Origin of the sequence: Nocardia sp. NPDC051911 (assembly GCF_040681035.1) — a bacterium.
Lineage (GTDB): Bacteria > Actinomycetota > Actinomycetes > Mycobacteriales > Mycobacteriaceae > Nocardia > Nocardia sichangensis.
This window is the reverse complement of record NZ_JBFAXY010000039.1, coordinates 17,323-38,901: the sequence shown is the minus strand read 5'-3', so window position 1 is coordinate 38,901 and position 21,579 is coordinate 17,323. Positions and strand designations below refer to the sequence as shown.

The following is a 21,579-nucleotide window of genomic DNA, read 5'->3' as shown; positions in this document are numbered from 1 at the left end:
CTCAGGCCCTGACCTGCCGCCGGAACAGCACACGGTCGAATTCGCGTCCGTACTCGTCGACCGCGACCACGTCCATCTCGCTGGCGAACACGCCCGGCCGGACGTCGACGCGCAGGAACGAGTAATTCCGGAAGCGGACCCGCGACCACGGCGCGGCCTCGTCCTGCTTACCGCCGCCCGGGGTCCACACGTAACTGTTCGGCACCGAGGTGTCGGCCAGCTCGCTGCCGCGGAAGGTTTCCCGCGACCCGGGCTGGAATTCGTAGCGCGGGCGTCCGCCGCCGCCCACGGTGTAGTAGACGGTGCCGTCGGTCTCCGGGTAGACGATCGAGTTGTCGCCCGCGACCTTCGTCGCCTGTCCGCCACGCAGCGGATCGGTGCGCTCGTAGACGTGATTGTGACCCTGCAACACCAGGTCGACTTGGTAGCGGTCGAAAAGGCCGACCCACGCGTCACGCACACCGCCGTCGCTGGCGTGCGATTCGGTGGTCGAATACGCGCAGTGGTGGAAGAAGCAGACGATGAAATCGATGTCGGGGTCGGCGCGGTGGGCGGCCAGGGTGCGTTCCACCCAACTCGTCTGTGCCCCGCCGGAGTAGCCGCTGTTCGCCCGGATCTCGTAGGAGACGTCGTTGGCGTCCAGCGAGAGCACCGCGACATTGCCGTAGGTGAACGTATACGCCGACGGGCAGCCCGCCGGACCGTTGCCGGGGAAGTCCAGGCGCGCCAGATGCCCGCCGTAGCCGTGGTCGCCGTAGGTCGCCTCCATGTCGTGGTTGCCGGTGGCGAACATCCACGGTGTCTGGGCGGCGCTGGGCTCGATGGCGTTGAAGTAGACGTCCCAGACGTAGGGGTTGTACTTGTCGAAACCGCTCGCCTGCTGCGCTCCGTGCGCCGCGAACTGCCCCGGCTTGCCCGCGCCGGACGGGTCGGCGTAGGCGATGTCGCCTGCGAGGATGTGGAAGTCCGGCCGGGCGGCGGCGATCTGGCGCAGCACGTTGCTCGCGTGCGGCGCGGCCGGATCGTTGTCGGCCTTGTAGTACTTGTCGTCGTAGTCGCCGGGAGCGACGCCCTCCGGCAGCGCGGGCGTTTCGTCGGTGCCCTGATCGCCCATCATGGTGAACCGGAACGGAAGGACCGCGGGGCGTGCGCTGGGCATCGCGGGTGCGGCGGCGCGGATGTCGCCGACGAATCCGTCGGAGGTCCGCCAGCGATAGAAGTGCGGCACCCGTCCGGGCAGGCCGTCCACCGGTGCGTGGACGTAGAACTGCTCGGCCGCGAGCACGCCGCCGTCGGCGGTGGGCAGCTGGGTGAGCAGGTTGCGCACCTCGGCTTGGACCGTCGCGCCCAACGCCGGTGTCGGTCCGTGGTCGAGATACACCGTGGCGCCCGCCGGACGCCGCGAGAGTTGCGCCGCGAAACGCAACTGGCTGGCCGCGTCCGGCCCGAAGGCGACGCGCCGTCCACCCACCGCGAGCTGGGCCTCGTCGGCGTAGGCGCGCCTGCCGAACGGCGTCGTGCCGACGGCGGCCACCGCTGCCGCCGCGGCGGCGCCGCGCAGCACGTTGCGCCGCGACACAGGGCGACGGCGCAGGTAGGCGCGGTGCCATTCGTGCTGCTCGGGCATGGTCATGTGGGCAGCGAGATGGCCGGGAATTCCGGTGTCCGGAATGTCGCCTGCTGGATTCAGCGGTGTGGACGGCATACCGCAGATGCTGTACCGGCACGGCGCACGGAGCAACTCGACATCGCACCGCACGCGGGAATACCTCGTGAACAGACGGTTTCGCCGTTCGGGTTTGTTCCATTTGTCGGGAATGTGTGAAATATGTAATGCCCGAACGTATTTCACCGGCGACCCGCCTGGGTTTCGAGTCGGATGGTCGACGGCCAACGGGCCGTGCTTCTCGGCAGGGTTGCGGCCGACGCGTCTACGCCGACGGCCGATCCGTCGCGTCCGACGACTGTTCTGTATCCGTGGAAGTGCCGGGGGAGAACGGGAAGACCAGCGAAGCGCTCCACGGGAACCCCGGCGCACCCGGCCGCGTGGACCCGGCGGCGGCCGCCAGCGGTTCGTTGTTGCCGGTCAGCCTGCGGACTGTGCGCTCCATCGCGGGCAGGATCTCGGCGATATCGAGATCGGCGTTCGCGAAACGGCCGATCAGCGCGTAGATCATGTTGGTCAGCACGAGCGCGATGTCGGCGGTGTAGTCGGGATCGACATCGGCCAGCAGGGCGCTCGCGGCGGGCAGCACGGCGTCGAAGCCTTGCGCGTCGAGTCGTCGGCCGCCGGGGCCGGACCGCGCGCGATAGTAGGCCTCGAGCATCCGGGGATTCCGTTCCCACGGCTCGAACACGTAACGCATCAACCGCACCAGGCCGTCGGCCAGCGTCTCGTCCTCGACGGACGGGGCAGGGGCGGCGTAGGTGTTGGTCGCCATCCATTGCTCGACGGCGGCGAGCATCAGATCGTCGCGGGTGGGGTACCGCTTGTAGACCGTGGCCAGCGAGACGTGCGCGTTGCGGGCGACCGCACGCAGTTGGACCGCGTCGTAGCCGTGCGATTCGAGCATCGACACGACGGCGTCGAGGATCTTCGCCGTCGAATCTTCGTCTGTCCGGGCCACGTACGTACGGTAATCCAGGATCCGAGCGCGGGTGCTCGTCACCGCGGCGGCATTGAGCGAACGCGTGTTCCGATACCGCCGCCGTGGCTAAGCTGCCAGGATGACGCTCTTTCTCCGCGTCGCCGCAGTGCCGGTTGCGCTCGCCGGCGCGCTGGTGAGTGCGGCGCCCGCCGAGGCAACGCCCGGTAGCGACATCACCGCCGTCACCCTCGGCCAGGCGCAGATTCCCGCCGGGCTGGTGCCGTTCGTCGCGGGCACCGATCTGGTCGTTCGCGAGATCACCATCGGCCCCGGCGGCTCCACCGGTTGGCACTACCATCTCGGTCCGGTCTTCGGTTTCGTCCGCTCGGGCACGCTCACCCACCCCGGACCCGACTGCGACGCTCCGGTCTTCCGGACCGGCGAGTTCATCTACGAGCCCGCGGGTGAATGGAACGTGCACATCGGCCGGAACCTCGGCGCGGAGCCGCTCGTCCTCGACGTCGTCTACGCCCCGCCCACGGGCGAACCGCTGTTCGTCGACGCACCCGCCCCGGCCTGCGCGTAGGACCGTTCGGTCGCATGGGCGGTGGTTGCCGAGCCCGATGGCGTCCGGATGTCGGCGGTCGCGGTCGGGCGATCCGGCGGCGCGGGCACCGTAACGGTATCGGCATCATGCAGGAATTCGACCGGTGTCGGTCCTAGGGTCACCGACCGGCGGCACGGGCCGGTGCCCCGAGTAGCCAGCGCCAACGTGGCAGTTCGGTGATTGCCGTGACGGCCGTCAACGTGGTGACGACGACGGCCGCCCAGGCCGGCCATATGGCCCAGGACGCGAGTACGGCGGCGGCGAGTTGGAGGACGACGAGACCGATGGTGACTATGCCGGGGACCGGGATGAGGACCTGTCTTTTGTCGCCAGGGGTGGCGAAGAGGGTCGGCAGCCCGATGAGCAGGACCAATGTCGCGACCGCGAGCGCGACCGAGTGATCGGCCAGTGCCCATGGGGTGGCGATCCAGGCAATCAGTTCGGTGGTGAACCGCAGAATCGAGGCAATACGTCCCTGGCCGGTGAGGTTCGGCGAGTTGATGGGCCGAGTGGACATGACGGACAGCGTGTCATACCAGCTGGTCTGGAACGCTCGATGCTCCCAGTGGTGAGCAGGCGGCGGCGTCAGCTACGCCACACAGCAGTGAACTCATACCACGGGCCAGCGAGATGAGTTGCGGTGAAGTCGTCGAATCCAACCGGTGTGCCATGAGGTGAGTATGCCCACCCACTGCTCACCGTGAGCCCGAGCCCGCCACCCTCGATGAAGTAGACGGTTCCGTCCGGGTCCTTCCTTACATAGCTGATGTCGAACCGGCCGATTTCGAAATGGGAGCGTGAAGATTCCGAACTCGCCTGTAGGTCAAGGGCCACCTGCTCGAACTGCGGACGGGTGTCTTCGAACGACGGGCGGGGCAGGAGCGCAACTGTGCCTGCAACAGTGAGAATCATCGCGGGGTTAGCCGCGATCCACCATGACCATGTCCGGTCCCTACCTACGACATGCAGCGTTCGGACCGCCCATACCGCACCGCAGATGAGGAGCACCAGTACGGCCGCAGCGCCGGACAACAGCGGATCAACCCAGGCGAAGGAGCCGTAGCGCGACGGCCACCAGTCGTAGTAGACGCACACCAACACAACGACTGGAAGGAAGGTGAATGCCAGGTGAATCGGCCCCGGAGCCCTGTTCGGCTTATCCTGGTCGATCAATGCCCGGACAAGTGGCTCCCGGTTGCTCACCGGACCAAAAGTACCGCGCCGCGGAGGTCTCGAACACCAGCACAGGGACGATCGGAGACTCTCGAACGTGCCCTAGTTGTGGCTCGAGATCGGGATCGGCGGCTGTGTGCCGACGGTATTCCGGGCTCGGCGCGACCGGAGCCAACAGGCGAGGACAGCGATCACCACCGCGAGATAGACCGCCGGCGGAACACCGCAGACGACAGCCCGGCACCACTGCGGCATTCGTTCCACTGCGGCGTTCATGGCCGGGACGTAACTCGGTGCGCCGGTGAGGTCGAGTCGTTCGATCTCGGCGAAAACGACGGTGGTGAACCAGTCCTGTCACGACCAACCCGAGCAGTTCCTGGCGCAGTCGGTGGGCCGCCCACGCGGCGGCGAAACCGATTGCCGCCGTGATCGATACGCACAGCAGCCATATCCAGGTCGACCGCTTCGCAGTAGCACGCGCTTCGAGTCGTCGGGATCGCGTATCCGGAAGCGGCGCTTGCCGTCTCGCGTCAGCGATTGGGGCAGGCGGTGATGGACGTAACGCGGTGTCCGAGCCGGGTTCGACCGGTACGGCCACATCTAGATCGCACAGTCGGCGCAGGTAGATCTACTTGTCCTAGTCCCCGCAGCGATCCGGCGCAGCTTCTGGCTCGCGGTTCGCGCCGCTACGCCAGCTGCGGTATCCGCGGTGCGCGGCGAAAGTTCCGATGATCGCGGTGGCGCACCAGACCGCGATGGCGGTGTAGGCGAGCGGGGCCGACAGGTCGCCGATCGATGCGCCGAGAGCGGTGTAGACGAATGCCCGTGGAGCCGAGCCGATGAACGCGCCCACGGCCATCTGCCACAGCGGGACTCCGAACGCGCCGAATATATACGACGCCAGTGCATCCGAGATGCCAGGGACGAAGCGCTGGCCGACGACGGCCCACAAGCCGCGCCGCTCGATCTGGGCGTCGATGCGCTCGGCACGCTGCGCGCCGAGCAACCCGCGCGCGCTTTCGCGGCCTGCCCGCCGCCCGAGGAAACTGGTGATGGTCGCCGTGCCCACCGCCGAACCCAGCGTCACGAACGTCCCGACCAGCGGCCCGAACAGCAGGCCGCTCCCGGCGGCCAGCATCGGGCCGGGCACGAAGATCGCGCCGAGCACCGCCGACGCCACCAGGTAGGCGAACGGGGCCGCGGGTCCGGTCGCGGCGATCGCGTCGCGCACGCGTTCGACGTCGATCACTCCCGCGACGGCGACCAGATAGAACATCCCGAACAGGAACACGACGAACAGCGCCAGCCGCGCGATGTGCCGCCGCCGTCCGGTGCGAAAGAAGCCGTCGTTGTCCGTCATGCTGACCGCAATCCTGCCTCGAGCTGGCCGGACGTTCATGTCGAGGGTGCACAGTGCCCGCCGCCGGAGCACGGGACACAATCACGAAGCGGGGCTCTACGGTTTGAGCTATCGGCGGTGGCCGACCGGTGTGTGAATCCCGAATCTCCGCGCTTCTGTGGAAACCCGGTCGCGAACCGGCGGGGTCTGTACCCGGCTCCCTGTGCCTTGTCAGGTGCGCACCGTTCAGCTGTTGGGCGTGCGACTGGTGATCGAAGGAGCCGCCGTCGATTCAGGGTTCTAGGTACAGGCGCTCGTTCGGTAGGCGGCGTAGGCCGCTGGTGTCGGTCATGGCCACGGTCACGGCATCGGTGTAGCGGCGGGTCTGGTGTTCCTGGACGAACAGCAGGGCGGCGGTGAGGCAGGCGACGAAGTCGAAACGCATGCCGTGCAGGAATATCGACAGGCGGACGTCGGGTTCATCGGGCCGTGGGGATGTCACGGCCGCTCCGGTTCGCGGTCGCGGAAGTAGCGGAAGTCGTCACGACTCACGATCACGGCGGTGACGAAGGTCGAGCAGGTGAGGTAGTCGCAGTCGCGATGCAGGTCTAGGGCTCGAAGTGCGTTCTTGCGGCTGGATACCGGCCAGTGTGGGTTGTCGTGGGCGAATCGGGTCCGCAGTGAATGCGGTCGGCCGTTGGCGTCGTTAGGGAAGAGCCACACGAGACCGTCATCGGGCACGGGACACCACCCGGAATCCCCGTTGGCGGTTCGGCATCTGATCCGCCCACGCTCGAATGGCCTCCAGCACAACGCGCCCCGACGGCCGATATGGTCCGCGCGGCGGCACTATCCACTGGCGGATCGCGCCGGAAGAGGCGGTGGGCGAGGGGAGTGCGATCGTCGCTCCGGACCGGGCCACGCTCACGTCCAGCCGGAACAACTCCGCAAACAGCCGGTCGTCGTCCGGGAGGTCCGCCCCGACGAGGAACGTCCAGCGGTCCGAACATGGATGTGCGACAACGGGTCCGAGGAATTCACCCCGGCTCTGCATATGGGCTTTCGTTGCTTGTCCCAAACGCGTGGGCATCGTCACCCCGCACACGTACCCGGCACGCAGGATGATCCGCCCCAACTCGGGCGGGTCGATCACAGCGGGTAGATCGCACTCGCGCCGGTAGTAGTAGCACCTGGATCGCGGTGTGTCCCCGAACGATTGCATCGCTATCTGCGCTCCCCTCAGATCTGTTGCTGGTCATGCGCCCAGGTCGGGAGAGCCCCTCCTCGGCGGGGAGGAAGAACTCTCTGCAAGACGCGCGGCAAGCAGACAAGATGCGCCCAGTGCTGGGCAAAGGAGTGTGGGAAGTCAAGAAAGACAGTTCATTTCCCAGCAAGTTGCCCGTCGATGGTGTCACCATTTCCCGGACAGGGAACTCGGACGACCTCGGGAGGGAAGGCTTGTCAGAGGACGAGACCGGCAGCACGCTGCCGCGTCGCCAACTCGGCCGCCATCTGCGTGACGCGCGAGAAGCGCTCGGCATGACGTTGATCGAATCCGCGAAGCTCATGGAGTGGGGCAAGAGCACGCTGCAACGGCTGGAGAAGGGGCAGACGGAGAAGATCAGGACGCACGACATCCGACTGCTGTGCGAGCAGTACCAGCTGGGCGACGAGCGAACTGCGGACCTGCTGTCGCTGGCCGAACAGATACCGGTTAAGTCGTGGTGGCACGACTATGGATCGTTGATCACACCAGCGTTCGATGTGTACATGGGACTGGAGTCCTCGGCAGTTGAACTCACCCAGTTTCAACCGTCGGTCGTTCCTGGCCTGCTGGAAACTGCGGACTACGCTCGTGCTCTTGATATCTTGTATTTCCCGAATGATTCCCCGGAGGAGATCGACCGCCGCGTCGAGCTTCGTCTACGGCGCCAGGGCCTGGTTGCTCGGAGGCGTCGTCCGGCAACGTTCAACGCAGTCTTGCACGAGTCCGTGCTGCGAACGGTGATCGGCTCACCGAAGGTGATGTCTGCCCAATCGCGCCACCTTGCGGATCTCAGCACACTTCCGAATGTGGATATCCGGGTGTTGCCATTCCGGGCTGGGTTGCCGGTGGGAATGTCTACCGGCCCGTTCCTGATCTTGGACTTCGATGTGGACAAGAAGGGTCAGCCTGAGGAACCTAGCGTCGTCTACGTGGAAAGCTTCACGGGAGGACTCTTTCTGGAGCGGGTCAGTGATATAGACCGGTACCGTGACGCATATGGGGTGATCCAACGAGCCGCGCTCGATGTTCAACCCAGCCGGGATCTGTTGCGTGAGTTGGCAAAGGAGTATGGACGTGGGCATTGACCTATCCGGAGAGAAGTGGTTCAAAAGCAGCCACAGCAGCGGCGGCCAGGATTGCGTGGAGGTCGCCCATCTGGCAGGCGGAATGGTCGGCGTCCGAGACTCCAAGAACCCGACCGGCCCGGCGTTGGTCTTCACGCCCGGCGAATGGGACGCCTTCACCGCTGGCGTCATGGGCGGCACCTTCACCCACCCATAGGCCCGAGAAGTCGCGCGGCATCATTCCGGTGTCATCGGACAAGATCAACGGCACATGGCTGTGGCGTTTGCCGAGAAGAACTCTCGCTCATGTGCCGTTGATCTTGATGTTCAGGGTGGGTCGCGGGGGAGGAGGGTGCCGAGGGGGCCCAGGTCGATGTTGAGGTCTTCGGGGGTGAGGCCGAAGTGGTCGCGGAGTTCTTCCATGCGTTGCTCGAGGAGCATGAGGGTGGTGCCGATGCGTTCTATCTGGGTGTCGGTGAGGTCACCCGCGTCTACGCGGCGGAGTGCTTGGCGTTCCATGAGCTGGCGGAGGAGCTCGACCAAAGTGAGGACGAGGCTGACCAGGCCGCGCTCGACGGATTCCGGGTCGGTGTCGATACGCGATGGGATGCCGCCGAATTCAGTCATCGCCGGGTGCCTCCAGCGCGTGCAGCGGTCCGGAGAGGGTGCTGATCGAGGAGATCAGCGCCCGCAGCGAGATCTGGACCAGGTCGACGTCCGCGATGGCGAGCTTGATGTCGCCGGAGATCACCACGCCGCCGGCCAGCACCCGATCCAGCAGATCGACCAACGAGACCCGGCGCTCGTCGTCGACCTCACGTGTGGCGCGGCTCATGCCGGTTCTCGTTCCACGCCCGCGAACGAATACGGCGGCCACGGGCCGGTGAGTTCGAGGCGGATGCCAGGGAATTCGTCGCCGAGCGCCGTGACGATGGTGGCGAAGTCGTCGGTGCGGTCGTCGTCCACGAGGTAGGTCCCGTTGAGCACCAACCAATCACGACGGCCACTCAGTGCCGGGTCGGTCAGCGCCTGACGTCGCCCCGCCGCCGCGTGCTGGAGCAGGCGGCTGTGGATCTCCTCGGCGCGCTGGGCCGCGTCGCGTTCGATGGTTTCCTGCGCGGACAGTTGCGCCCGGCGCCGGGCCAGATACGCGGCTCCCGCGCCCTTGCCTTCGCTCGCGGTGCGGGACTCGGCCACGGCGGCGGTCAGGGCGGCGCGGTCGCCGTAGGCCTTCACGCCCCACTCGGTGCGGCCGCTCACCAGCTCCAGCGCAGCGGCGAAATCCGCTCGCCGCTCGGTCAGCAGGTCGCGCACCCGGTCGTCGTCGAGGAAGACGGTGGCCAGCCGCAGCGGGACGGTCGGGCCTCGTCGCACCAGGGTCGATACGACGGCGTCGTGCGCACGGGCCGTCCCTTCCAGCCAATCGAGGTCCTCCAGATGCGCCCGCAGCGGCTGCTCCCCGAACACCTCGAGCGGCACCGAGCCGACGATCGCCGTCAACCCGTCCACGACCACCGTTCGCACCGGCTCGCCCGCGACTCCGGTCAGCTCGCCCAGCTCCTCGCCGCCGCAGCCGGGCGTCACCGCGTACAGCCAGACCCCGAGGCCCTCCGTCACGACCGCTCTTCCCTCGGTTGGCGGCGACGCTCGATGCGTTGCGGTTGTTCCTTCGCGCTCTCCAGTTCCGCGATCCGGTCGCGGAGCTTCTGATTCTCGAGTTCGAGATCGTGATCCTGCCGCTCCAGCGTGCGGGCCTTGCTGTTGAGCCACGGATCGGTCTCCCACCAATCGATGCCCACCGACTTGGCGGTCTCCAAGGACGCGATCACCAGCCGCAGCTTGATCGTGAGCAGCTCGATGTCGAGCAGGTTCACCTGGATGTCGCCAGCGATCACCAGGCCCTTGTCGAGCACTCGCTCGAGTATGTCGGCGAGGTTCGTCGACGAATGTCCGCTGTACGGCTGCGGTGCGGACGATCCGCCGGGCACCACCGTCATGACCGAGCCCTTCCGATGTCGGTGCTGCCGCGCCCGTAGCGCCTTGTTCTGCGGTAGGCCAGGAGGTTCCCGTCGAGATCGATCTCGACCTCGTAGAGCGCGAGGATGTCCGCCGACGACGGGATCCGGCGGTCCTCGAGCACCTCGATCTCCACCTGCCAGCCGTCCTCCGTCGGTTCCATCGAGGTGACGCCCTGCACCTCTTTCGACGTCAGTTCGACGAGGTTTTCCACCGCCATGGCGGCGGCCTGCGCCGGGGTGCTGGGAGGTGGTTCGTCGGCGGCCGGGTCGACGTCCTCGGAAGTTGTCTTGCGGGCCACGCGCATCACTCCTTCCGGATCACGCGCGGCGACCGGTCATGCGATCCAGGACCGCCTGCTGCGCTTGTCTACGCTCCTCTTCGGACAGCTGACCGGCTGCCGCGGCCGCATCGATCTCCTCGAGTTCCCGCCGCATGAGAGCGGGATCTCGCATCTTCTGGTCCACCTGGTCCTGAATCAATTCGCCCAACCAGATCACCCCGCGGACCGGGGCGACGGGCAGCGTCAGGATCGATGTGAGCACACCGAACATGCCTTACCCCTCGGGTGCGCGCTTCATGACGAAGTCGTAGGCCGCCATCGGACCGAGCAGGTTCAACTCCACTCGGCCGTCCCAGTCCTCGCCGAGCCGGCGCAGCGTCTCCTCCAGGTCTTTCTGCCGGTCCAGTTCGACCAGAACCGCGATGTGGACGGCCTCCTCCTCATGGGTGGGGTCGCGCTGGTTGACGAGTGGTTCGAACTGCTCCAGCTCGGCGACCACTTTGCGCGTGTCCTCGGCCCGCTTGGACTCGATGGCCTGATTGATCATCTCGCCGAGCGCGATTCGCTCGTTACGGGTGGCGTCCTCCGGTTTGTCACGGATCTCCCCGGCCAGCCGGGCGGCCTCGGCGTTCTCGTCGAGCAGCTCCCGGAGGATGGTGTTCTCGACGTAACGGCCTCGGACCACGAACTGCGCCCGGCCCTCGAGCTGCTCCAGAGCGGAGCGGAATTCGTCTTCGTTCGCTCCGAGTAGTTCGTTCTCCACCGCCTCGGTGTCGGTCATGACCGCGCCGAAGCGCAGCGGCAGCACCGGAGCGACGGCGGCCGATCCGTCCAGCAGTTCGGCGTGCGCGGTGAGGTCGTCGGGCGTGCCCAGCGGCCGATCCGACTCGAGCATGCTGACCAGCGCGGCGATCTCGCCGTGCCGTATCACCGATACCTCACCCGGTGGGTCGCCCACGCCGCTGGCGTGCGGCTCGGGTTCCACGTCGGCGGGCACGATGCCGTAGACGTAGACAGATGTCGCGGTAGTCATCAGCCCTCCTTACGTTTGGGCCTGTTCGCCGTCTGGCGCTTGTCCTGCACGTCGCCGAGGAAGTCCATGACCTTCTCGCCCGCAGCTTCCAGCGCCCCCTGCGTCTTGTGCTTCGCCGCGCCTTGGGTGACGTCGCCGACGATGTCGGTGAGCCCCTTCGGTTCGCTGGTGGAAATCTCCAGCCGGTTGACGGCTTCGGCGAAACGTAGATAGGTGTCCACACTGGCCACCACGACGCGGGCGTCGATGGTCACCAGTTCGATGCCGACCAGCGACACGCGTGCGAATGCGTCGATGACCAGGCCTTTATCCAGAATCGTGTCGATCACGTCAGCCAGGCTGGATGAGTTCGGGCGTGCCATCGTGCCCGCTCCGCCACCGCCTCCGCCTCCCGCGGGTTCGATCGTCATGCGTTTGCTCCTCGCTTCTCGCGCGACGGGCGGGTCGCCGTGCTACGGCGGCGGGCGGCCGGTCGACGGCGAGGACGCCGATCTTCGTCTTGCTCGTCCTCGTCTCGCTCGTCCGTCTCTTGCTCGTCGGCCTTGTCTTCTTCTTCCTCGTCCGGCTCCTCGTCCGGTTCTTGTTCCGCTTCCTGGCCTTCTTCGGACTTCTCCTCTTCTTCCTCGCGGCGAGCGGTCTCGTCGTCTTTGACGACCTCGCTGTCACGGATCTCGCCGTGCCAGCCGACGACGTCGTCGGGATGCAACACGGCCTCGGTCATCACGTGCCGCTCGAAGTGCTTGAGCTCCAGGCGGCAGCGGCGACCCGCTGCCCGCCACATGTTGGCGGTCTTCTCGAAGAATCCCTTGGGGTGGTACTCCAGCACCACGAGGATGCGGGTGTAACCCGGTACGAGTTCGTGGAAGGTGACCGCGCCGTCGATGTATCCCTTGTGGCCTTTGGAGCGCCAGATGATCCGCTCGAACGGCACCTGCTCGAGAATCGTCGATTCCCAGGTGCGCCGAGACCAGAACACCTTGCCGGTCCAGCTGAGTTTTTCGTCGGCCACCTGCTCGACTTGCTCGAGCTTCTTGGTGTACTTCGGGAAATCCGCGAACTGGGTCCACTGGTCGTAGGCCAGGTGGATCGGGACGCCGACGTCGATGTGCTCGACGATGTTCGTCAGCTTGATCTTCTTGCTGCCGCCCTTGCCCTTGCCACCGGTGAGCGATTCCTTCACGTTCTCGAACTGCTCGCGCAGTGAGTGACCGAGCTTGGTTTTGCCCATGCTCATGGCCGTGCTCAACGGCGAAGAGCCACCGGCGAGCTTCTGCACGCCGGTCAGCGCCGCCAGCAGGTTCCCCCCGCCGCCGCCCTCGGCGTACTCGTTCAATCGGCCCGCGGTCTTCGACACCTGGTTCGTGAGTCCGGTCACCGCGCGTTCGGTCAGCGCTCCGGTGAGGTTCTGCAACGACTGCTGCAAAATGCCGGTCGGCGTGGGCGGCGGCGCGTTCTTCTTGGCGGAAGATCCGGCCTTCTTGGCGGAGGCTCCCGCCTTCTTCGCGGATGATCCCGCCCCGGTCGCGGCTTTGGCAGCCCGGCCCGCCGTATCGGCGGCTACCTTGCCGACTCCTTCCGTCGCGTCACGCAAAATCTTCGCCATCGCCGGTCACCTCCTCGTGCGGCGCACGGGGGCCTGGCCGGCCTCGGCGCGAGTACGGCGGCGGCCGGAAGTCCCGGACGGCTTACGATCCGCGGAGTCGGACGAACGGTCGGCGGTCCGCGAGCTCGCTCCGCGCTTGGCGGTGGTGCTCGACCGGCGAGTGCGCGTCCGCGCGGCAGGCCGCTCGGTGTCGTCCTCTTCCTCGCCCCGCTCGGAATCGTCCTCGTCCTCGGGCTCTTGTTCTTCCTCTTCGTGCTCGTCCTCGGGCGTTCGATCTTCGTCCTCGTCCTCGTCCTGGTCCTCGTACTCGTCCTCGGGCTCTTGCTCCTGGTCCTCGTACTCGTCCTCGGGCTCTTGCTCCTGGTCCTCGTACTCGCCCTCTTGCTCTTCGTCCTCGTACTCGTCCTCAGGCTGTTGCTCTTGCTCTTCGTCCTCCTCATCCGCCTCCTGTGAGCCGCGTTGTTCTTCGCCCGCCAGGAGCGTCGTCCCCTGCTGTAACCGGTTGCTGAGCGCGTCCATGCGGTTGCTCGCCGCGGTGACCGCGGCCGAACGCACCGCGCCGAGCAACTCGTCGCGCACGGTGTCGGTGATCTTGGTCAGCTCCGGCGTCGATTTGAGCAGCTCCGTGCCGCGCTCGAGCAGTTCGGCGGGTGTTCCCGCGGATCGTCTCGCCATCGCGGCTCCCGCCAGCGTCATCGCGAAGCGCATTTTCTTCGTGCGGCCGAGCAGGTACCCGAGGCCCACCCCTAACGCGATTCTTGCTCCACCTTTCATTGCTCACTCCTTGCTCGTCTCCGCCGCCACGGCTTTGCTGAGCCGGGGCGGCGAGACTTTGACGTCCCCAGAAGTGGGATAGACCACATGGCAGCGGCCAAACTTCAGCGTATGCCTGGTTACCCGATGGGTCGATGGGTTCTGCCTGCGGAAAGCTGGGAACTCGCAGGCTGGCGAACCTGTTTCAGCGATCACTCGGCGGTAGAGGTCGAAAAAAAATTTCGAGAAGCTTCGCGAACTGTGTCGAAGGCGAGCGAGCGGCTCCGACCAGTGGGTGACAGCAAGTCACGCCACAACACAGGAGCACATCATGTCCGTCAACACGTTCCTCTGGTTCTACAACGCCGCCGAGGAAGCCGCCGCCCTGTACGCCGCGGTGATCCCGAACTCGCGCGTGGCCGAGGTCTCCCGCAACTCCGACGGCTCGGCGTTCATCGTCTCGCTGGACCTGGACGGTCAGGCGGTCACGCTGATGAACGGCGGACCGGACCACCCGCACACCGATGCCGCATCGCTGCAAGTGGTCGTGGACACCCAGGACGAGGTCAACCGCCTGTGGGACGCGCTCACCACGGACGGCGGCGAGCCCGGCCCGTGCGGCTGGCTGAAGGACCGCTACGGCCTGTCCTGGCAGGTGGTGCCCTCGGCGCTGCCGAAATTGATGAGCGGTGACGATCCCGCGAAGACCATCGCCGTCGGCACCGCCTTGCGGTCGATGTCCAAGCTCGATGTCGAGGCTCTCCAGAACGCCTACGACAACGCCTGATCAGGCGCCGGGAACGCCGAAGACCCCGCCGGGACGCCGTTGTCCGGGCGGGGTCTCGCGCGACGGCGTCGTCAGCGCCAGCGTTCGGGGGTCACGGGCGCGTCCCACGCGCGGGCGTAGCGGCGCTTGTCGGGGGCGTCGTATTCCTTGCTGCGGTAGACCACGTACGGCCGCACCAGGTAGCCGACCGGCGCACTGAACATGTGCACGAGCCGGGTGTAGGGCCACAGCCCGATCAGGGCGAGCACGACCAGCCCGTGCAATTGGAAGGTCCACGGGGTGTCCACCATGAGCTCGGGTTGCGGGGTGAGCGTGAACAGGCTGCGGAACCAGGGCGAGACAGTCTCGCGATAGTTGTAGGTGCCCCACAGCAGGTTGCTGCCCCAGGTGTTGAGCAGGCCGGTGACCAGCGCGGCGGTCAGCAGCCCGTACATCAGCTTGTCGTTGCCCGTGGTCGCCTTGCGGACGGCGGGAACGGTGAATCGCCGGTAGAGCAGGATGCCGACACCGGCCAGCACGGCCAGCCCGGCCAGCGACCCCGCCGCGACGGCGACCACGTGATACACGTGCTCGGAGATCCCGACCGCCGAGGTCCACGACTCCGGGATGAGCACGCCGAGCACGTGCCCGCCGAACACCCCGAGCATGCCGAAGTGGAACAGCGGACTGCCCAGCCGCAGCAGGCGGCTCTCGTAGATCTGCGAGGAACGGGTGGTCCAGCCGAACTGGTCGTTGCGGTAGCGCCACAGGTGCCCGAGCACGAAGGAGGTGAACGCGACGTACGGCAGGATCAGCCACAGCGCGACCGGCAGATGCGGGGATGCGTTCATCGTCGGCCTTCCGATCCGTCGAACAGGGAGGGGTCCATCGCGAAGGGCTCCAGCCCGACTTCCTCCTCGGGCGGGCCCTGGGCGGCGAGTTCGGCGATGCGCCTGCGGTCGGCGGTGGTGGGCGGCGGCAGCGTCGCCCCGATCGCCGCGAGCACTCCCGCGTAGGGGGAGTTGTTGTCCGACAGCGAAAGTCGCAGCAGCTCCAGCACCGGAACGTGCTCGCCGAGCAGCCGTTCGCCGCCGATCGGGTCGACGGTGGCGGCGAACTCCAGCAGCACCGGCAGATGGTCGGGCAGTTCCTCGTCCCCGAGTTCGACACCCGCGTGCCGGTAGGCGTGCTTGAAACGCAGCAACGCCATTCCGCGCTTGCGCGTGTCGCCGTAGGCGTAGAAGGTCAGGTGCAGGCTGGCGCGGCGGCGCATGTCGAAGGTCGCGACGTAGGCGGCCGCGAGTTCCAGCGGCGGGGTGGTCCGCAGGTAGTCGAGGCATCCGCTCAGGTGTGTGCGCACCTCGTCGGGTAGATCGGCTGCGGCGCTGGTCAATTGGTCGATCATGGCCAGTGTTTGCTCGGTGGGGTAGTCCAGCAGCAATGCGGCGATTCGCCACACCAGCTGGCGGTCGCGCTGGGCGAGTTCGACCACCGCTTCCGGGCGGCGGCGCAACTTCAGCAGGCTCATCGCCCCGCTCCGCTCGGCGCGGAGGCCGGATCACCCGCGACGCTGCCCGAGCCGTCGCCGTTGCCCGCGCCGTGCCCGTTGCCTGCGAGCCCGTCGCCTGCGCCGTTCGCGTGGCCGTTACCCGAGTGCCCGTTGCTCGTGCCGTCGGCGTGCCCGTTGCCGTTCGCGGCGCCATTGCTCGGCACCAGGCCCTCGGTGCTCTTGCCATCCCAGTTCAGCAGGTTGATCCGGGACGACTTCTGCTCCGGCGCGGCGTCGTTGGCGTCGGTGAGATGGAACTTCTCCACCATCTGATCGAACGCCGTCATGCCCGGACCGCCGTCGGTGTCCAGGCTGCACCCGGTGGCGAGCGAATCCAGTTCGTGCGCACGGGCTCCCGCGCCGCTCGGGATGACATAGCGGTGCTCGTACTTGGCGATGGCCAGCAGCCGGTACATCGCCTCGATCTCCTCGGGCTCCAGCCGCACCGACGGCGCGATCGAGGGATCGGGCTCCTCACCGAGGTTCACCGACCGCATGAACGAGCGCATCGCCGCGAGGCGCTGCAACGAAGCGCGCACCGGCCCGACCTCGCCCGCGGTGAACAGCTCGGCCAGGTACTCCACCGGAATGCGCAGCGCGTCGATCGCGCCGAACAGGTTGGACACGTTCTCGCCGTCGTGGCCGGTCTCGCTGAGCACGTCGACCACGGGCGACAGCGGCGGCACGTACCAGACCATCGGCATGGTGCGGTACTCCGGATGCAGCGGCAGCGCGATCTGATAGTCCACGATCAGCTTGTAGACCGGCGAATCCTGGGCGGCCTGAATCCATTCCGGCGAGATCCCGGCCCGCTCCGCCTCCGCGATCACCCGCGGGTCATGGGGATTGAGGAACACCCCGAGCTGCGACGGGTAGAGATCCTTGTCGTCGGTGACCGACGCGGCTTCGAGCACCGCGTCGGCGTCGTAGAGCATGACGCCGATGTAGCGCAGCCGCCCGACGCAGGTCTCCGAGCACACCGTCGGAATACCGACCTCCACGCGCGGGTAGCAGAAGGTGCACTTCTCCGCCTTGCCCGTCTTGTGGTTGAAGTAGATCTTCTTGTACGGGCAGCCCGACACGCACTGCCGCCAGCCGCGGCACTTGTCCTGATCCACCAGCACGATGCCGTCCTCCGCGCGCTTGTAGATCGCGCCGGAGGGGCAGGAGGCCGCGCAGGAGGGGTTCAGGCAGTGCTCGCAGATGCGCGGCAGGTAGAACATGAAGGTCTCTTCGAACTCCAGTTTCACCTGCTCCGACAGCTTCGCCAGCAGCGGGTCCTTGCCGACCTGCTCGGGGCCGGAGCCGAGGTCGTCGTCCCAGTTGGCGCCCCAGGTGACCTGCGTGTCCTGGCCGGTGATCAGTGATTTGGGCCGCGCGACCGGCGTCGTGTCGACCGGCGGGGAGGACAGCAGGTTGTCGTAGTCGTAGCTCCACGGCTCGTAGTAGTCCTCGACCGTGGGCAGATCCGGGTTGGCGAAGATGTTCAGCAGCCGCTTCAGCCGGGAGCCGGACTTCAGGGTGAGCTTGCCGCGCTTGTTCAGCGTCCAGCCGCCCTTCCACTTCTCCTGATCCTGGTACTGCCTCGGATAGCCTTGCCCGGGGCGGGTTTCCACGTTGTTGAACCAGACGTACTCGGTGCCGCCGCGGTTGGTCCACGCCTGCTTGCAGGTGACCGAGCAGGTGTGGCAGCCGATGCATTTGTCCAGGTTCATCACCATGGCCAGCTGTGCCATGACGCGCATGTCAGTACCGCTTTCTCGCGTCGGTGGATGGTGCCCGCGTGCCGCGCTCGCCCATGTCAGTACTCCACTTCCTGCGAGCGCCTGCGAATCGTGGTCACCTCGTCGCGTTGATTTCCGGTGGGGCCGTGGTAGTTCAGCGCGAAGGACTGCTGCGCGTAGCCGCCGATGAGATGCGAGGGCTTGATCATGATGCGGGTGAGCGCGTTGTGGATGCCGCCGCGCTTGCCCCGGCCCTTGGTGTCCTCGCCGATGCCCTCGATACGCGGCACGTCCACCGCGCGGTCCTGGGCGTGGTACATGAACACCGTGCCCTCCGGCATCCGGTGGCTGACGATGGCGCGAGCCACCACGATGCCGTTGCGGTTGATCGCCTCGATCCAGTCGTTGTCGGCCACGCCGATCTTCGCCGCGTCGCGATCGGACATCCAAATCGTCTGACCGCCGCGCGAGAGCGTGAGCATGTGCAGGTTGTCCTGGTAGGCGGAGTGGATCGACCATTTCGAGTGCGGCGTCAGGTAACGCACCGTGACGCCCCGCTCGCCGACCTCGCCGATCGAGGGCTCGCGGAACAGCGCGGTCATGTCCAGCGGCGGACGGAAGATCGGCAGCTGCTCGCCGAGCTCGATCATCCAGTCGTGATCGAGGTAGAAGTGCTGCCGCCCGGTGAGCGTGTGCCAGGGCTTGAGCCGCTCGGTGTTGATGGTGAACGGCGAGTACCGGCGTCCGCCGGTCTCGCTGCCCGACCACTCCGGCGAGGTGATCACCGGCACCGGGCGCGCCTGGGTGTCGGCGAAGGTGATCCGCTTGCCCTCGTGCTCGGCGGCCAGGTCGGCCAGTTTCGTTCCGGTGCGGCGTTCCAGCGCGTGGAAGCCCTCCACCGCGAGCCTGCCGTTGGTGGTGCCCGACAGCGCGAGGATCGCCTCGGCCGCGTGCGTGTCCTTGGCCAGCGACGGGCGGCCCTGCGCGACACCGGACACGACCGTGCCGTTCACCCCGGCCAGGTACTCCACCTCCTGGTCGGGATAGGTGGTGACGCCCTTGGTGGTGACGCCGAGCGTGTCGACCAGCGGCCCGAGCGCGGCCATCTTCTCCGCGATCTTCGGGTAATCGCGTTCGACCACGACCAGCTTCGGCATGGTCTTGCCCGGAATCGGCTCGCACTCACCGGCTTTCCAGTCCAGCACGCGGCCGCCCGCCTGCGCCGTCGCGTCCGGCGAGTCGTGCTGCAACGGAACGGCGACGATGTCCTTGCGCTTGCCCAAGTGCTTCTCGGCCATCCAGGAGAAGCCGCGCGCGATCCGGTGGAAGGCGTCGAAGTCGGTCTTGGCCTCCCAGGGCGGCGAGATGGCCGGGGAGAACGCGTGCACGAACGGGTGCATGTCGGTGGAGGACAGGTCGTGCTTCTCGTACCAGGTGGCGGCGGGCAGCACGATGTCGGAGAACAGCGTGGTGCTGGTCATCCGGAAGTCCAGCGACAGCAGCAGGTCCAGCTTGCCGGTGGCGGCGGTCTCCCGCCAGTTCAGCTCCTGCGGCCGCACGCCGGTGGCTTCGGCGCCCTGCAGGTTGGAGTCGGCGCCGAGCAGGTGGCGCTGGAAGTACTCGTTGCCCTTGCCGGAGGAACCGAGCAGGTTCGCCCGCCACACGGTCAGGCAGCGTGGGAAGTTCTCCGGCGCGTCCGGGTCCTCGCAGGCGAATTTCAGGTCGCCGGACTTCAACCCGTCCACCACGTGCTCCGGCGCGGTCTTGCCCGCGGCCTCGGCCTCGTCGACCAGGTCGAGCGGGTTGCGGTCGAAGGTGGGGTAGCTCGGCATCCAGCCCAGCCGGCTGGCCAGCGCGATGTTGTCGGCGGCCGTGCGCCCGGCGAACTTGCCCGTGCCGAGCGGAGAGGCGAACGACTCGGCGGTGAACGGGTCGTAGCGCCACTGGTCGTTGGTCAGGTACCAGAACACGGTGCCCTGCATCTGCCGCGGCGGGCGCTGCCAGTCCAGGCCGAAGGCCAGGGTGGACCAGCCGGTGACCGGGCGGCACTTCTCCTGCCCGACGTAATGCGCCCAGCCGCCGCCGTTCACGCCTTGGCAGCCGGTCAGCAGGGTAAGGGTGAAGAACGCGCGGTAGATCTGATCGGAGTGGAACCAATGGTTGGTGCCCGCGCCCATCAGGATCATCGAGCGGCCGCCGGACCGGTCGGCGTTGTCGGCGAACTCCCGCGCGATGCGCTGGGCCTGCACGGCGGGCACGCCGGTGATGGCTTCCTGCCAGGCCGGGGTGTAGGGCTCGGTCGCGTCGTCGTAGCCGCTCGGCCACGTGCCGGGCAGTCCGTCGCGGCCGACGCCGTACTGGGCGAGCAGCAGATCGAAGACCGTGGTGACACGTTTGCCCGCGACGGTCGTGGTCGGCACGCCGCGCACGAGCACGCCGGGAACGTCGCTGTCGAAGCGGGGAATCTGTACAGCCGCAGCATCGTCGGTGCGGCCGTACAGACTCAGAAGGGGATCGACGTCCCCGAGATCGAGGTTCCAGCGGCCGGTTCCCGCTTCGCCGAACCGATGACCGAGCGACCCGTTCGGCACCACCGGCTGCGCCTGCGCGTCCAGCAGCACCGTCTGGAACTCGACGCCCTCGCCGGTGCGGCCCAGGTCGGCGGCGGTGAGGAACTTGCCGGGCAGGTAGGCCCCGTCGCGCTCGTCCAGCGTGATCAGGTACGGCAGATCGGTGTAGCGCTTGATGTAGTCGAGGAATCGCGGCGTCGACTTCTCGACGAAGAACTCCTTCAGCACCACGTGGCCCATCGCCATGGCCAGCGCGGCATCGGTGCCGGGACGCGCGGGCACCCACTCGTCGGCGAACTTGGTGTTGTCGGCGTAGTCGGGGGAGACCACGACCACCTTCTGGCCCCGGTAGCGGGCCTCGGTCATGTAGTGCGCGTCCGGCGTCCGGGTGACCGGCACGTTCGAGCCCCACATGATGAGATAGCCCGCGTCGAACCAGTCCGCGGACTCCGGCACGTCGGTCTGGTCGCCGAACACCTGCGGCGATGCCACCGGCAAGTCGGCGTACCAGTCGTAGAACGACAGCATGGAGCCGCCGAGCAGCGAGATGAAGCGGGCGCCGACGGCGTGGCTGACCATCGACATGGCGGGGATCGGCGAGAACCCAGCCACCCGGTCCGGGCCGTACTGCTTGATCGTGTAAACGTGTGCGGCAGCGGCGATTTCGGCCGCCTCCCACCACTCGGCGCGGACGAATCCGCCCTTGCCCCTCGCGGCCTTGTAGCTGCGCGCCTTCTCGGGGTCTTCGACGATCTCGCCCCAGGCCAGCACCGGATCCTTGAGCCGGGACTTGGCTTCCCGGTACAGCTCCAGCAACGTGCCGCGCACGTACGGGTAGCGCACCCGGGCGGGCGAATAGGTGTACCAGGAGAACGACGCGCCGCGCGGGCAGCCGCGCGGCTCGTACTCCGGCTTGTCCGAGCCCACGGAGGGGTAGTCGGTCTGCTGTGACTCCCAGGTGATCACACCGTCTTTGACGTAGATCTTCCACGAACAGGACCCGGTGCAGTTCACGCCGTGCGTGGAGCGCACCACCTTGTCGTGCGACCAGCGATCCCGGTAGAACTCGTCGGCGCTGCGACCGCCGACCTTGTGCAGCGTCCGCTGATCGGACGATATCTCGCCCCGGTGGAAATATTTCCCCAGCCGCAGGAGCGCGTCCCCGGCGTCGGTGGCCGGGGCGGAGGGTGTATGACCCTGGGTACGCGAATTAACCACGACGTCCCCTTCGAGCTGTGCGATCG

General features: G+C 67.1%; 25 protein-coding genes. 4 read left to right on the top strand and 21 right to left on the bottom strand.

Annotated features, from left to right (window positions below; all coding sequences use genetic code 11):
• Position 1: 1 nt before the first annotated feature.
• Positions 2 to 1,705 (bottom strand): metallophosphoesterase, encoded by a 1,704-nt coding sequence (locus tag AB0L97_RS33425; RefSeq protein WP_355079781.1) that lies wholly within the window; start codon positions 1,703 to 1,705, stop codon positions 2 to 4.
• A gap of 226 nt (positions 1,706 to 1,931) precedes the next feature.
• On the bottom strand, positions 1,932 to 2,627 hold the full coding sequence (locus AB0L97_RS33420) for a TetR family transcriptional regulator (protein ID WP_355079780.1): 696 nt from the start codon (positions 2,625 to 2,627) through the stop codon (positions 1,932 to 1,934).
• Positions 2,628 to 2,727: 100 nt separating this feature from the next.
• Between AB0L97_RS33420 and AB0L97_RS33415 the strand changes: the two genes are divergently transcribed.
• Positions 2,728 to 3,174, top strand: coding sequence for a cupin domain-containing protein (locus AB0L97_RS33415; protein ID WP_355079778.1), 447 nt, complete (start codon positions 2,728 to 2,730; stop codon positions 3,172 to 3,174).
• A gap of 139 nt (positions 3,175 to 3,313) precedes the next feature.
• Here the strand turns inward: AB0L97_RS33415 and AB0L97_RS33410 are convergent, their stop codons facing one another.
• From AB0L97_RS33410 to AB0L97_RS33390, 5 genes are all read right to left on the bottom strand, one after another.
• Complete coding sequence (locus AB0L97_RS33410) at positions 3,314 to 3,712, bottom strand: hypothetical protein (RefSeq protein WP_364437600.1); 399 nt, start codon at positions 3,710 to 3,712, stop codon at positions 3,314 to 3,316.
• A gap of 68 nt (positions 3,713 to 3,780) precedes the next feature.
• A complete protein-coding gene (locus tag AB0L97_RS33405) occupies positions 3,781 to 4,398 on the bottom strand; it encodes a DUF1109 domain-containing protein (protein WP_364437597.1) in 618 nt (205 codons plus the stop codon).
• A gap of 607 nt (positions 4,399 to 5,005) precedes the next feature.
• Positions 5,006 to 5,728 carry a TVP38/TMEM64 family protein gene (locus AB0L97_RS33400; protein WP_364437594.1) on the bottom strand — a complete coding sequence of 241 codons (723 nt, stop codon included), beginning with the start codon at positions 5,726 to 5,728 and terminating at the stop codon, positions 5,006 to 5,008.
• A gap of 271 nt (positions 5,729 to 5,999) precedes the next feature.
• Positions 6,000 to 6,209 (bottom strand): hypothetical protein, encoded by a 210-nt coding sequence (locus tag AB0L97_RS33395; RefSeq protein WP_364437591.1) that lies wholly within the window; start codon positions 6,207 to 6,209, stop codon positions 6,000 to 6,002.
• Positions 6,206 to 6,448 carry a hypothetical protein gene (locus tag AB0L97_RS33390; RefSeq protein ID WP_364437589.1) on the bottom strand — a complete coding sequence of 81 codons (243 nt, stop codon included), beginning with the start codon at positions 6,446 to 6,448 and terminating at the stop codon, positions 6,206 to 6,208. Before AB0L97_RS33390 ends, AB0L97_RS33395 begins: the two co-directional genes overlap by 4 nt.
• Positions 6,449 to 7,048: 600 nt before the next feature.
• Here AB0L97_RS33390 and AB0L97_RS33385 point away from each other — a divergent pair.
• On the top strand, positions 7,049 to 8,059 hold the full coding sequence (locus AB0L97_RS33385) for a helix-turn-helix transcriptional regulator (RefSeq protein WP_364437586.1): 1,011 nt from the start codon (positions 7,049 to 7,051) through the stop codon (positions 8,057 to 8,059).
• Positions 8,049 to 8,255 carry a DUF397 domain-containing protein gene (locus AB0L97_RS33380; protein WP_364437583.1) on the top strand — a complete coding sequence of 69 codons (207 nt, stop codon included), beginning with the start codon at positions 8,049 to 8,051 and terminating at the stop codon, positions 8,253 to 8,255. The genes AB0L97_RS33385 and AB0L97_RS33380 overlap by 11 nt, the downstream gene beginning before the upstream one ends.
• Before the next feature lie 110 nt (positions 8,256 to 8,365).
• Here the strand turns inward: AB0L97_RS33380 and AB0L97_RS33375 are convergent, their stop codons facing one another.
• Genes AB0L97_RS33375 through AB0L97_RS33330 form a run of 10 tightly spaced genes read right to left on the bottom strand, consistent with a single transcriptional unit; the run spans position 8,366 to position 13,747 of the window.
• Entirely contained in the window at positions 8,366 to 8,665 is a 300-nt protein-coding gene (locus AB0L97_RS33375) for a gas vesicle protein K (protein ID WP_364437580.1), read from the bottom strand.
• On the bottom strand, positions 8,658 to 8,873 hold the full coding sequence (locus AB0L97_RS33370; protein ID WP_355079760.1) for a gas vesicle protein: 216 nt from the start codon (positions 8,871 to 8,873) through the stop codon (positions 8,658 to 8,660). The genes AB0L97_RS33375 and AB0L97_RS33370 overlap by 8 nt, the downstream gene beginning before the upstream one ends.
• On the bottom strand, positions 8,870 to 9,655 hold the full coding sequence (locus AB0L97_RS33365; protein ID WP_355079758.1) for a GvpL/GvpF family gas vesicle protein: 786 nt from the start codon (positions 9,653 to 9,655) through the stop codon (positions 8,870 to 8,872). The genes AB0L97_RS33370 and AB0L97_RS33365 overlap by 4 nt, the downstream gene beginning before the upstream one ends.
• A complete protein-coding gene (locus AB0L97_RS33360; protein WP_356960757.1) occupies positions 9,652 to 10,035 on the bottom strand; it encodes a gas vesicle protein in 384 nt (127 codons plus the stop codon). The genes AB0L97_RS33365 and AB0L97_RS33360 overlap by 4 nt, the downstream gene beginning before the upstream one ends.
• A complete protein-coding gene (gvpO, locus tag AB0L97_RS33355; RefSeq protein ID WP_356960759.1) occupies positions 10,032 to 10,355 on the bottom strand; it encodes a gas vesicle protein GvpO in 324 nt (107 codons plus the stop codon). Before gvpO ends, AB0L97_RS33360 begins: the two co-directional genes overlap by 4 nt.
• 19 nt (positions 10,356 to 10,374) lie before the next feature.
• Positions 10,375 to 10,608: a gas vesicle protein GvpG gene (locus AB0L97_RS33350; protein ID WP_364437573.1), complete on the bottom strand. Its 234-nt coding sequence runs from the start codon at positions 10,606 to 10,608 to the stop codon at positions 10,375 to 10,377.
• A gap of 3 nt (positions 10,609 to 10,611) precedes the next feature.
• Complete coding sequence (locus AB0L97_RS33345) at positions 10,612 to 11,370, bottom strand: GvpL/GvpF family gas vesicle protein (protein WP_364437570.1); 759 nt, start codon at positions 11,368 to 11,370, stop codon at positions 10,612 to 10,614.
• The gene (gene gvpJ / locus AB0L97_RS33340; RefSeq protein ID WP_364437567.1) at positions 11,370 to 11,780 is read right to left on the bottom strand and encodes a gas vesicle protein GvpJ; all 411 of its coding nucleotides are present in this window, start codon (positions 11,778 to 11,780) and stop codon (positions 11,370 to 11,372) included. Before gvpJ ends, AB0L97_RS33345 begins: the two co-directional genes overlap by 1 nt.
• Positions 11,777 to 12,973 (bottom strand): SRPBCC family protein, encoded by a 1,197-nt coding sequence (locus AB0L97_RS33335; protein WP_364437564.1) that lies wholly within the window; start codon positions 12,971 to 12,973, stop codon positions 11,777 to 11,779. Before AB0L97_RS33335 ends, gvpJ begins: the two co-directional genes overlap by 4 nt.
• Before the next feature lie 6 nt (positions 12,974 to 12,979).
• On the bottom strand, positions 12,980 to 13,747 hold the full coding sequence (locus AB0L97_RS33330) for a hypothetical protein (protein ID WP_364437561.1): 768 nt from the start codon (positions 13,745 to 13,747) through the stop codon (positions 12,980 to 12,982).
• 310 nt (positions 13,748 to 14,057) lie between these two features.
• Between AB0L97_RS33330 and AB0L97_RS33325 the strand changes: the two genes are divergently transcribed.
• The gene (locus tag AB0L97_RS33325; protein ID WP_364437558.1) at positions 14,058 to 14,513 is read left to right on the top strand and encodes a VOC family protein; all 456 of its coding nucleotides are present in this window, start codon (positions 14,058 to 14,060) and stop codon (positions 14,511 to 14,513) included.
• A gap of 71 nt (positions 14,514 to 14,584) precedes the next feature.
• Here AB0L97_RS33325 and narI read toward each other — a convergent pair whose 3' ends face one another.
• The 4 genes from narI to AB0L97_RS33305 form a co-directional block, all read right to left on the bottom strand.
• On the bottom strand, positions 14,585 to 15,343 hold the full coding sequence (gene narI, locus AB0L97_RS33320; RefSeq protein ID WP_355079740.1) for a respiratory nitrate reductase subunit gamma: 759 nt from the start codon (positions 15,341 to 15,343) through the stop codon (positions 14,585 to 14,587).
• The gene (gene narJ, locus AB0L97_RS33315) at positions 15,340 to 16,020 is read right to left on the bottom strand and encodes a nitrate reductase molybdenum cofactor assembly chaperone (protein ID WP_355079738.1); all 681 of its coding nucleotides are present in this window, start codon (positions 16,018 to 16,020) and stop codon (positions 15,340 to 15,342) included. The genes narI and narJ overlap by 4 nt, the downstream gene beginning before the upstream one ends.
• Positions 16,017 to 17,777 carry a nitrate reductase subunit beta gene (narH, locus tag AB0L97_RS33310; protein WP_356962401.1) on the bottom strand — a complete coding sequence of 587 codons (1,761 nt, stop codon included), beginning with the start codon at positions 17,775 to 17,777 and terminating at the stop codon, positions 16,017 to 16,019. Before narH ends, narJ begins: the two co-directional genes overlap by 4 nt.
• Before the next feature lie 65 nt (positions 17,778 to 17,842).
• The gene (locus tag AB0L97_RS33305; RefSeq protein WP_355079736.1) at positions 17,843 to 21,553 is read right to left on the bottom strand and encodes a nitrate reductase subunit alpha; all 3,711 of its coding nucleotides are present in this window, start codon (positions 21,551 to 21,553) and stop codon (positions 17,843 to 17,845) included.
• Positions 21,554 to 21,579 lie beyond the last annotated feature (26 nt).